The organism is Draconibacterium sp. (assembly GCF_041583095.1).
Lineage (GTDB): Bacteria > Bacteroidota > Bacteroidia > Bacteroidales > Prolixibacteraceae > Draconibacterium.
Window position 1 is genome coordinate 1 of record NZ_JBFHGM010000168.1, and the last position, 11,415, is coordinate 11,415.

At 42.4% G+C, this 11,415-nt stretch carries 8 protein-coding genes, 1 pseudogene and 1 riboswitch; of the genes and pseudogenes, 2 read left to right on the top strand and 7 right to left on the bottom strand.

From position 1 onward, the window contains the following. Positions 1–598: pseudogene (locus ABZB17_RS14995) on the top strand (dioxygenase); the annotation flags it as partial. Positions 599–1,342: 744 nt separating this feature from the next. Here the strand turns inward: ABZB17_RS14995 and ABZB17_RS15000 are convergent. After that, a complete protein-coding gene (locus ABZB17_RS15000) occupies positions 1,343–3,784 on the bottom strand; it encodes a TonB-dependent receptor (protein WP_372651178.1) in 2,442 nt (813 codons plus the stop codon). 42 nt (positions 3,785–3,826) lie between these two features. Beyond that, positions 3,827–3,927: riboswitch (TPP riboswitch) on the bottom strand. Positions 3,928–4,140: 213 nt separating this feature from the next. Between ABZB17_RS15000 and ABZB17_RS15005 the strand changes: the two genes are divergently transcribed. Further along, the gene (locus ABZB17_RS15005; protein WP_372651180.1) at positions 4,141–6,840 is read left to right on the top strand and encodes a family 78 glycoside hydrolase catalytic domain; all 2,700 of its coding nucleotides are present in this window, start codon (positions 4,141–4,143) and stop codon (positions 6,838–6,840) included. On the opposite strand, the gene ABZB17_RS15010 is transcribed toward ABZB17_RS15005, so the two are convergent. From ABZB17_RS15010 to ABZB17_RS15035, 6 genes are all read right to left on the bottom strand, one after another. Further along, positions 6,841–7,260 carry an acyl-CoA thioesterase gene (locus ABZB17_RS15010; protein WP_372651182.1) on the bottom strand — a complete coding sequence of 140 codons (420 nt, stop codon included), beginning with the start codon at positions 7,258–7,260 and terminating at the stop codon, positions 6,841–6,843. Positions 7,261–7,262: 2 nt separating this feature from the next. Beyond that, positions 7,263–8,303 (bottom strand): glycosyltransferase family 2 protein, encoded by a 1,041-nt coding sequence (locus tag ABZB17_RS15015; protein ID WP_372651184.1) that lies wholly within the window; start codon positions 8,301–8,303, stop codon positions 7,263–7,265. Between the two features lie 3 nt (positions 8,304–8,306). Continuing rightward, positions 8,307–8,783, bottom strand: coding sequence for a hypothetical protein (locus tag ABZB17_RS15020; protein WP_052670630.1), 477 nt, complete (start codon positions 8,781–8,783; stop codon positions 8,307–8,309). 71 nt (positions 8,784–8,854) lie between these two features. Then, on the bottom strand, positions 8,855–9,652 hold the full coding sequence (locus ABZB17_RS15025) for an inositol monophosphatase family protein (protein ID WP_372651186.1): 798 nt from the start codon (positions 9,650–9,652) through the stop codon (positions 8,855–8,857). Positions 9,653–9,684: 32 nt separating this feature from the next. Continuing rightward, positions 9,685–10,989, bottom strand: coding sequence for a tRNA (N(6)-L-threonylcarbamoyladenosine(37)-C(2))-methylthiotransferase MtaB (gene mtaB, locus ABZB17_RS15030; protein ID WP_372651188.1), 1,305 nt, complete (start codon positions 10,987–10,989; stop codon positions 9,685–9,687). An 85-nt stretch (positions 10,990–11,074) separates the two neighbouring features. Continuing rightward, positions 11,075–11,415, bottom strand: a 341-nt coding sequence (locus tag ABZB17_RS15035; protein ID WP_372651190.1) for a PhoH family protein, incomplete at its 5' end; no start/stop codon positions are given.

Below are 11,415 nucleotides of genomic sequence, written 5' to 3' on the forward strand. Positions count from 1 at the left end.
ACGCTACCAGGAGTTTAATAACGTGCGCTCGGATGCCTACGGGAAAGCTTTTGAGCAAAGCGGATACCCGGCAGCAACAGGAATAGGAATGAGCCATGGAGGGGTACTGATCGAATATGTTGCGGTAAAATCAAAAGAAGTGCTTACTCAACCGGTTGACAATCCCGACCAGATTTCGGCACATCAATACACCGATCAGGTTTTAGTTGGCGAAGCGTGTAACCTGAAAACCACACCAAAGTTTGAGCGGGCCCGTTATTTCAGGTATCGCAATAAAAAGCTGATCTTTATTTCAGGAACTGCATCTATAATTGGTGAAAAAACCGTTGGTGTTGGCGATGCGGCAAAACAAACCGAAGTTACCATTCATAATATGCAGCGTTTGTATGCCGATGAGGTGTTGGTGGCTTTGCCCGATGAGGTTGCTAATCCGGAATTCGGACACACACGTGTTTACGTTAAAAACCGAAAAGATTTCGCAAAAATTCGTAATGTGGTGAAAAAGTTTTACGGCGATTTGCCGGTAGTTTATATTCTTGCCGATATTTGCCGTGATGACTTGCTGGTTGAAATCGAGGGGAAAGTGATTTTAGAATGATGAATATCGATTAACAATCGCAGATTGGTTTATCAAACAACTAAATCATTAGCCATCAATCATAATTTTCTCAAGTTTAGCCCTGTTTTACTGCTCCTGAGCCCAACTAAAATCGGATTTGCACGAAAGTTACAGATGTGGTAGCTACCAAAAACGCTTTATTTTGTATGCTTATGATGACAATACTCATACACAACACGTTTGAAACCAACTTCAGTTAGCTGGGGGTGCAAGAAAATGTGTTTGACGCCAACTTCAGTTAGCTGGGGGTGCAAGAAAATGTGTTTGAAGCCAACTTCTGTTAGCTGAGGACGCAAAAAAATGTGTTTGAAGCCAACTTCAGTTAGCTGAGGACGCAAAAAAATGCGTTTGAAACCAACTTCGGTTAACTGAGGACGCAAAAAAACGCGTTTGAAAGGCTCCACAAGACCTGGGCATGCGAAAAAACGCGTTTGAAACCATTTTCTGTTAGCTGGGGACGAAAAAAAACACGTTTGAAACTAACTTCGGTTAGCTGAGGGCGAAAAAAAAATGCGTTTGAAATCAACTTCAGACACCTGTGGAAGCTTTAAAATCAGTCAGTTATGATTTTTATAAAAATAAGGGTTTTTCGGGAAACAGCTTGTGGCAGGGAGTTAGATCAAAATGACAATTCGTAAACCTTTAGTTCAACGCATTTTAGTTTACCGCAAAGACGCAAAGTTTAAATTTATCCATGGCTTTGCGCCTTCGCGGTTTAAATATTTAAAACGTAAAGTCTACTCCAAACATAAAGTGAACTCCGGCCTGCGGGTAATAACCGTCCATTTTATAACGTTCGCCACCCAGTAAATAAGGGTAAACCCATGCATTGGTTTCGTACTGCACATCAAACAGGTTGTTGGCCATAAAATGCAGCGAAATCTCCTCAAACAGATTTGTTTTAAAGGTGTAATCTGCTTTCAGGTGATTTACAAAATACGCGTCCAGCATACGGTCGTCGCTCGATGTGTTATCGATATATTGATCGCCCACATACTGCGAAACAAAGGAGATGCTAAAATGCTTTCCGGGAGTGTAAACAAATTGGCTGTTGGCAATTACATTTGGTGAGAAAGCCAAATCAGTTGTTCCCAAATCAAAGGCATTTTGTCCCCAGGTGTCCCAGTTGTCAACATATTCGGTAAAATCTTTAATCTTGTTGATGCTTAACGTAGTGTTACCGTTCCACTGAAAATCAGTGGCAATTTGTACGCCCGCCTGTAATTCGATTCCGGTGCGGTAACTCTTATCAACATTAACCATAATTGCCGAACCCACATCGTTGATCTGTCCGGTTACCACCAACTGGTCTTTGTAGTTCATAAAGTAGAAGTTGGCACCCAACGAGAATTTCGATGAAGCATAGTTGTATCCCAGCTCCCAGTCGTGCAATGTTTCGTGCACCGGTGGCTCGTTACCTTCCGGGTAATCGACAAAAGCAGTGCGGTTCGGTTCGCGGTTGGCCACAGCAAACGACAGGTATAAATCCTGGTTGTCGGCAACCTGATAGAAAATTCCAAGCTTTGGGTTAAAGAAATTGAAGTCGTGATCCTGGTCAAGATTACGAAGATCGTCGTCGATTCCTTCAATGGTGTAATCAATCCGGCGGTATTGCAGGTCGGCAAATAAATTCAGCTTTTCAGCTACCTGCCAGTTGTATTTCGCGTAAACGTTGAAGTCTTTTTTCAGACCTGTGCCGCGGTACCACTCGTGGTTAAAATCGGCTTCGCCCAGGTACTGCGCCCAAATTACATTTCCATAGTGACGGCCATCGTACACATTGTAGCCACCGCCCAATGTAAAATCGCTGTTGTTATTATTGTAGTTCAGCGAGTAGGTAAATCCGTAAAAATCGTTGTCGAGCCACTTGCGGTTAATCAGGTCGGTGGTTTCAATCACTTCGTCACCAATTTCAATGTTAGGCAACAGGTAGTCGGCCAGGTCTTCGTCGGCTTTGTAGTTCTCGTAATAACCATTACCATAAGTGTAGTGCAGCGAGGCATTTAAATTCAGGTTCGGATTAAATTTATGCGAAAAATGCAACTGGTAATGATCCTGCACATAGTGGTCAACCTGGTTTTCGTAGGTATAATAATTATAGGTACGGCTGTCAGAAGCCATCATGTGGTCAACTTCTTCCTGAGTCATCAGCCAGTGGTCGGCATATTGCTGCATTCCTGCCATATCGTTGTTCAAACGAACAGAAGGTACACCGTACCAGGCCTGGTAAGTTTCTTCGTAGCCGGAAAATACATTCACTTTTAGTATCGTGTTTTCCGAGTAATAACCGCCTGAAATAAAGTACGATTTCAGATCGGAACTGGCACGGTCGATAAATCCATCGGATGTTACCTTTGACAGGCGAACATCGAATGTAAAATGATCGTTGATCAGTCCTGTTCCTGCCGAAACGGTGTTTTTGAACGTATTGAATGTTCCGGCTGCAGTTTTATACGAAGCGTAAGCTTCTTTATTCAGCGAATTGGTTTGCAGGTTAATGCTGGCGCCAAAAGCCGCTGCGCCGTTTGTTGAAGTTCCCACACCGCGCTGAATTTGCACGTTATCCAGCGACGAAGCCATATCCGGCTGATCCACAAACCAGGTTCCGTGCGATTCGGCATCGTTTAACGGAATACCGTTCACACTTACATTAATACGGTTCAAATCGGTACCACGCACACGGAAATTGGTGTAACCCACTCCGGCACCGGCATCAGAAGTTGTAACAAACGAAGGTGTAAGGTTCAGCAGGAATGGAATGTCTTGCCCCATGTTACGTTTGGCAATTTCGTCGCTGCTTACGTTGCTGTAAGCTACCGGTGTTTTATTGCCGGCACGCGTTGCCGAAATCAACACTTCATCGGTCATAACAACGTTGGGTTTCAGGTCAACTTCAATGTTTTTACTGGCTGAAAGTTGCAGGTCGATCTTTTGAGGTTCGAAACCGATAAACGAAACCAGCAGGGTGTAATCGCCGGGTTTCAGGTTTTTTAATTCAAAACTTCCGTTAGCCTTGGTCGATACGCCATAAAACGATTTTTCGATTACCACGCTGGCACCGGCCAAAGCTTCTCCATCTCCTTTAACAACACCTGTTAAATTAATTTGCCCGAAAGCAATTACTGCCATAATTTGCAACAGCAGCACTAAACTAAGTCTTTTCATTTTTTTTGAAAAATTGGTTAAAAACTAACCAATGAGGTAGGACTTTATCCTTTTCGCTCTCCCTACGCCGGTGCTAACCGGATCAGGTTCATTGAGTATAATCTCAGTCCCGAAGTTTAATCGGGACACCCCATTGCGTAAATGTCGGGTCAAAGTTATAATGGATTTTTAAACCAACAAAATTAGGCCTTGAGAAAAGGTGAAATTCGTATTTTATTAATAAATGCCTTAACACTTCATCAATGTGATTTATTTAAGTGTATCTGCTTAATTAATTTGGAATGCAGTATTCAACTCAATAATAAATTAGCAATATTTGTAGTTGCATGATTTTTTTTGACTTAAACCAACTGAAAATGAAGATTCGGGTAGTAGCATTTTTCATTCTTTTTTCAATTAGTAATTATTTGATTGCTCAAACACATCGGGCATCAGTTTCCAATCTTCGATGCGAGTATTTGCATAATCCGCTTGGAGTAGATTCTGCGCAGCCCCGCTTGTCGTGGATGTTAAATGATGCGGAATCAGGAGCAAAGCAGGTAGCATTTGAGCTGCTGGTTTCTACCGATTCGTTAAACATTGTCAATGGTGAAGGGGATGTATGGGATTCAGGGAAAACGACGTCGGACAAAATTCTTACGCGTTATGCAGGAGAGAAGCTACGGCCTTTTACACGCTATTTTTGGTCGGTATCGGTATGGAACAATCGAAATGAAAAAGTCTCTTCTCCGGTGGCTTCATTTGAAACAGGAATGATGGGCATGGAGAACTGGACCGGATCATGGATCAGCGACGACAAGGATATTCACGAAAAGGCTGCCCCTTATTTTCGGAAAGAGTTCAAACTGGAGAAAAAAGTAAGCCACGCCAGAATTTATATCGCAGCTGCCGGTTTGTATGAGCTTTCTATTAATGAGGAGGAAGTTGGTGACCATGTGCTGGATCCTGGTTATACACGTTTCGATCGGCGTAATTTATACGTAACGCACGATGTAACCAAGGAGCTAAAAAATGGCGAAAATGCCTTGGGTATTTTGCTCGGAAACGGCTGGTATAACCATCAGTCAACTGCTGTTTGGTACTTCCATAAGGCCCCGTGGAGAAATCGTCCTGCCTTTTGTCTGGATTTGCACATTACATACGAAGACGGTTCAAAAGAGATTATTACCTCCGGAAAAGACTGGAAAACATCGCTCAGCCCGGTAGTTTTTAACAGTATTTACACCGCCGAACATTATGATGCCCGTTTGGAGCAACCCGGTTGGTGTTCACCCGGTTTTGACGATTCAAAATGGAATGGTGTAATATACCGTGCTGCGCCATCTCAAAATATAGTGTCGCAAATGATGCATCCCATCCGGCATGTGGAAAAGATTGTACCCCAAAGAATGTCTCAGTTAAATGATACGACATTTGTATTCGATTTGGGCCGAAATATTGCCGGGGTTAGTGCGATCACACTAGCCGGAGAAGAAGGAACCATTGTACGACTAAAACACGGCGAACGTTTGTATGATAACGGACACGTCGACTTGTCGAATATTGATGTTCATTACCGGCCTGTTGATGATTCCGATCCTTTTCAAACGGATATATACATACTAAACGGGAAAGGTGAGAAAACTTTTATGCCGCGTTTTAACTACAAAGGATTTCAGTATGTTGAGGTAACGTCAAATAAACCAATAAATATCAGTAAAGAAAGCCTGGTGGCTTATTTTATGCATAGCGATGTTCCCGAAAGTGGCGAATTGGCAACTACTAATCCTACATTAAATAAGATTTGGGAGGCCACTAATAATTCCTATTTATCGAATTTGTTTGCTTACCCAACTGATTGTCCTCAGCGGGAGAAAAATGGCTGGACCGGCGATGCACATATTGCCATTGAAACAGGCTTATACGGCTTTGACGGGATAACGGTTTACGAAAAATGGCTTGCCGATCACCGGGACGAGCAGCAGCCAAATGGCGTTTTGCCGTCGATAATTCCTACGGATGGTTGGGGATACGAGTGGGGAAACGGCCCTGATTGGACCAGCACCATTGCACTTATTCCATGGAATATTTACCTTTTTTACGGCGATGCGTCGTTGTTGGAATCGTGTTATGAAAACATCAAACGTTATGTCGACCACATTACGCAAATTAGTCCTTTGGGAACAACCACCTGGGGTTTGGGCGACTGGGTTCCTGTTAAGTCCAAATCGCCGGTTGAGTTGACTTCTACCTGTTATTATTATGCCGATGCTGTTATCCTGTCGGAAGCCGCTAAACTGTTCAATAAACCGGCAGATGCCAATAAATATTCAGCTTTGGCAGCAAAAATAAAACAAGCTTTCAACAACAAGTTTTATTACCCGGAAACAGGTATTTACGCCAGCGGAACTCAAACCGAATTAAGCGCACCGCTTTATTGGGGATTGGTGCCGGAACAGGAAAAGGAACGGGTAGCCGAAAACCTTGCCATAAGAGTTGAGGCCGATCAATTTCATTTAGATGTAGGTTTGTTGGGGCAGAAATCAATATTAAATGCGTTGAGTGAAAATGGATATGCCGAAGTAGCCTACAAAATTGCTGCACAGGAAAGCTATCCGTCGTGGGGATGGTGGATTGTGAATGGTGCAACAACACTGCTGGAAAACTGGGATATACATGCACAGAACGATATTTCGATGAACCATATTATGTTTGGAGAAATTGGTGCGTGGCTGTACAAGGGATTAGGGGGAATATATCCTGACCCGAACAATCCGGGATTTAAAAATGTGATTCTGAAACCTTCTTTTATATCAACGCTTGAAGGTGTTGATATTTCGCATCAGTCGCTTTATGGCGAAATAAAGTCTGCCTGGAAGCACAAGGGAAAATCGGTAGTTTATTCGGTAATTATTCCTGCCAATTCTACTGCTAGTTTATATATTCCTGATGGTTATGAAATACAAAAAAGCAGTGACGCAGTAACAGGGAAGAAGATAAATTTACTTTTAGGCAATGATGGCAGTTGTAAATTACAAGCCGGAAGTTATTTGATTGAGTTGTTTGAAAAGAAATAGCTACAAATCGGGCAGGTAATATTTGTTAAAATTCTCTCTGTATTTTACAAACTTACGCGAAGGACGTTGTGTGGCGCGGTCGATGAACAAAACTTTTTGTTGGGCGCTGGAACAGATTTCACCTTTTTCGTTTCGGAAACGGAATTTAAAGTTTGCCGAAACATTAAAGATCTCTGAAACCCATACTTCAACATGCACTTCGTTGCTCAGAAAAAACGGCTTTTTGTACTGGATGTTGGTTTCTGTGATGATGGGTAAAATATCGTCGTCGACAGCAATTTGTGTAATCGATAAACCCATTGCTTCAATCAGTTTTACACGGGCATTTTCCAGCCATTGTACGTAAATAATGTTGTTTACGTGGCCAACAAAATCAATGTGATAAGTATAAACGGGTTCTTGAAATTTTAATTTTTGCATGTTTATTCCGGATTGAAATTTAGTTCGGCAAATTTATGTTTTTTCTCTACAAAGAACTTCCACATGATGCTTTTCCGGTAGATCTGTTTATGATTATTAACAATTACGAGCTTTAACAAATCCTTTCTTTTTTTTCGCAGTGCCGAAAGGTTTTTATAAAAATCGCGGTGTGCTTTTGCTACGGCACCAAAAGCTTTAAACTCTGTCCCAAGCAGAAACTTGGCCGCAGCAACGCCATCCAAAATCATTCGGGTTAAGAAGATGGACAGGAACTTCTTTTTCGGCAGGTTTTTATAAAGCATGTAAAGGTTGTTTCGAAAATTGAGGTAAACCTTTTTCGGGTTTCCGTACTCGAGGCTTCCGCCACCCAAATGATAAACTACGCTGCGTGGTTCGTATACAATTTTAAAGCCCTGGTTTTTCCAGCCCCAGCACAAATCAATTTCTTCCATGTGTGCCCAGAAATCGGCATCAAGGCCGCCCGAGTTTTTATACGCTTCGGCCCTAACAAACATACATGCTCCGCTTGCCCAAAATATTTCGCCTGGCTTATCGTATTGATTTTTATCTTTCTCTACATGATCTAGAATACGTCCACGACAAAACGGATAACCAAATTTATCAATAAAACCTCCGGCTGCTCCGGCATATTCAAAAAGTTCGGGTTCGTTAAAACTCAAAATTTTGGGCTGAACGGCAACAACTTTTTCATCCTGCTCAAATTGATCGATGCAAGGTTGAATCCAGTTTTCTTCCACTTTAACATCCGAATTCAACAACACAAAATAATCGGCCTCAATTTGATTTAGAGCGACATTGTAGCCTTTTGCAAAACCGTAATTTTCTTTGAGGTCGAGTAAGGTTACTTCCGGGTAATTGGCTGCGAGAAATTCCAGCGAATTGTCAGTCGATCCGTTGTCGGCAACAATTACCTCAATATTTTCGCCTTTTGAATGTTCGATTACAGATGGGAGGTAGTCGGGGAAAAGTTTTACCCCGTTCCAGTTTAAAATAACTATGGCAATCTTTTTGTTTTTGCTCATAAATCAGCTCAAAAGTAGTTTTGCGATCAGCAAAGAAAGGTTTTCTTTGTCAAGATTTTCAAGAATTTCGCCGATTTTTTTCGCTCTCTCTTTTTCGTCTGATTTTATCAAAGCGTCAATTTCTTTTACCTGTTTTCCGGTTAATTCGTCCTGCAGCAATTCCCAAAGTTTTTGCGGTTCTTCTTCTCCTTCCGGCAGTCCCAGTGTTTCCAATTCAAGAATAGTCGCTTCCAGAATTTCGCTGGCACGCATTTTTACCGGGTCTTTGTCTTTTGTTTTTCCGGCAGCAGCTGTGTCGCGCAGGCTCCAGCTCGAATAATCGTAATGCAGGTCCTGAATGAGTTTCAGCTTCGAATTGTCTTTACCGAAAATACGTTCCAAAAAAATAAGGGTGTGCGTTTTCCAGGCATCAAGATCGAATTTCTTTTCGTCTAATTTTGCCAGTTGCTCCCGAAGAATTGCAATTTGTTTTTCTGCCATGGTATTTTGTTTTCTGCAATTTACAAATTTTACCACAGAGTTTACTACGAGAAAACTGCCGGGAAAGAAGATTATTTCTCGCCGAGATACTTGTTTACAATTCCAAAGAATTCCGGGAAATAAGCATTGCTGGCCGATACAATTTCGCCACCAAACAACCACTTGTCGCCACCACTAAAATCGGTAGTTTTTCCGCCGGCCTGTTGCAAAATAAATGCGCCTGCTGCAACATCCCAGGCATGCAAAGCATGTTCGTAAAAAGCATCGAAACGACCGGCTGCAACATAACACAAATCAATGGCCGCCGATCCAAAACGGCGAATCCCACGGGTTGTTTGCATCAGTTCTTTCATCGCTTCAATGTACTCATCCACTTTGTCGAAATCGTAGTATGGGAATCCGGTAGCAATCAGTGTGTCTTCCGATTTTGACCGTTTTGCTGTTTCAATGATCTCCTCGTTGCAGTACGCCGGACCACCTTTCCACGAATAAAACATTTCGTCGGCGCCAATTTCGTATACAACGCCCAACACTAATTCGCTGCCTTCGGCCAAAGCAATACTCACCGAGTGTGGCGCTAATCCGTGCAGGTAGTTGGTTGTGCCATCCAGCGGATCGACAAACCAGGTGTATTTTTCGTTATTTGATTCGGCAGTTCCTTCCTCGGCAACAAAACCGGCTTCGGGAAGCAGCTCTTTCAATGCATCAACAATTTGTTTTTCTGCCGTTTTATCAACGTAGGTTACCAGGCTGGCAACACTTTTGATTTCAATATTTTTTTCAGAAATCTTTTTTTGTTCAACACGTATAAAATTACCTGTGCTGTGGGCAATATTCTGTACCTGAAAACAAAGTTCTTTGTAGTCCATGTCTATTTGTTTTGCACAAAAGTATTGAAAAATCAGGCGTCAAAATCTACAGCAACGTTACCGTTTGGCAGAATTGACTTTAATTTCACGCTGCCCAGCTTATTTACCAGTTCTTCCTGATAAGGCACCTCCACTTTAATGTAATTTTCGGTGAACCCATGCATGTTATCCTGGCTCTTCTGCGCCTCAAAAAGTGCTGTTTGTGATGAGCCTATGTGTTTTTCGTAGAAAGCCCTCAGCTTTTTCTCCGACAGGTTGATGTATTTCTGTGTGCGGTTTTTGCGTTCTTCCACATCTACTTTCCACGGAATTTTCAAGGCCTGTGTTCCACTTCTTTCCGAGTAGGTGAAAGCGTGCAGTTGCGAAATCTCCAAACTGTTGAGGAAGTCGAACGATTCCTGGAAATACTTTTCGGTTTCGCCATTGGTACCGGCAATTACGTCAACTCCAATAAAAGCATGTGGCACAATTTCGCGAATACGCTCCACCCGTTTTCGGTACAAATCGGTAGAATATTTTCGTTTCATCAGCGACAAAATTTCATCGGAGCCCGATTGCAAAGGCAAATGAAAATGCGGCATAATAACTTTCGACCTGGATACCAGTTCTATAATTTCATCTTTTAACAGGTTGGGTTCGATAGATCCTAAACGCAGTCGTTCCAGTCCCTCAACCTGTTCCAGTGCTTTTAACAAATCAAGAAAATTCTCGCCGGTAGATTTCCCGAAGTCGCCAATGTTTACGCCCGTTAGTATAATTTCTTTGTAGCCTTTCTGAACTGATTTTTGTGCTTCTTTAACCGTATTTACAACATTATCGTTTCTGCTTCGTCCGCGTGCATACGGAATAGTACAAAACGAGCAGTAGTAGTCGCAACCGTCCTGCACTTTCAGGAAACTGCGTGTGCGGTCGCCCCACGAAAATGCTTTGTGGTAACTTTTTATGTTGGCTAAACGTGTGGTTTTAATTTCGGTGGTTTCGCGCTTTTTCAGGTCGCCAAGGTAGTGCGGAATATGAAATTTTTCCTGCGTTCCCAGCACCATGTCAACGCCTTCGATGTGACCCACTTCATCGGGTTTTAGCTGCGAGTAGCAACCCACCACAATTACCATGGCATCAGGGTTTTGTTTTACAGCCTTGCGCACAATATTACGACTTGCCTTATCGCCCTGGTTGGTAACCGAACAGGTATTAATCACGTACACATCAGCTTTTTCATCAAACTCAACACGATCAAATCCAACCTCTTTAAAAGAGCCGGCTATAGTCGACGTTTCTGAAAAATTAAGTTTACAGCCTAATGTGTAAAAAGCAGCTTTCTTCCCCTTGTAATCCATCTTGCTATCTTGAATTATTCTAAATAGGCTGCAAAGGTAGAAAAAAGCTGCTTATTGCAAATACTTCTTTATGAATCAATTATTCTTATAACAGGTTACTTGCCAGTTCGGCCAGATAACTCCGTTCGCCTTTCACCAAATTAATGTGTGCAAATAATTCCTGGTTGCGCATACGGTCTACCATATAGGCCAAACCGTTCGATTTCATATCGAGGTAAGGCGAGTCGATCTGCCACAGGTCGCCGGTAAATACCATTTTTGTTCCTTCGCCGGCACGTGTAATAATGGTTTTGATCTCGTGCGGAGTAAGGTTTTGCGCTTCGTCGATGATAAAGAAAGCGTTGGACAAACTCCTACCACGGATGTATGCCAGCGGAGTGATGTTCAGTTTTTCCTCCTTCACCATTTCTTCAATGAGCTGGTACT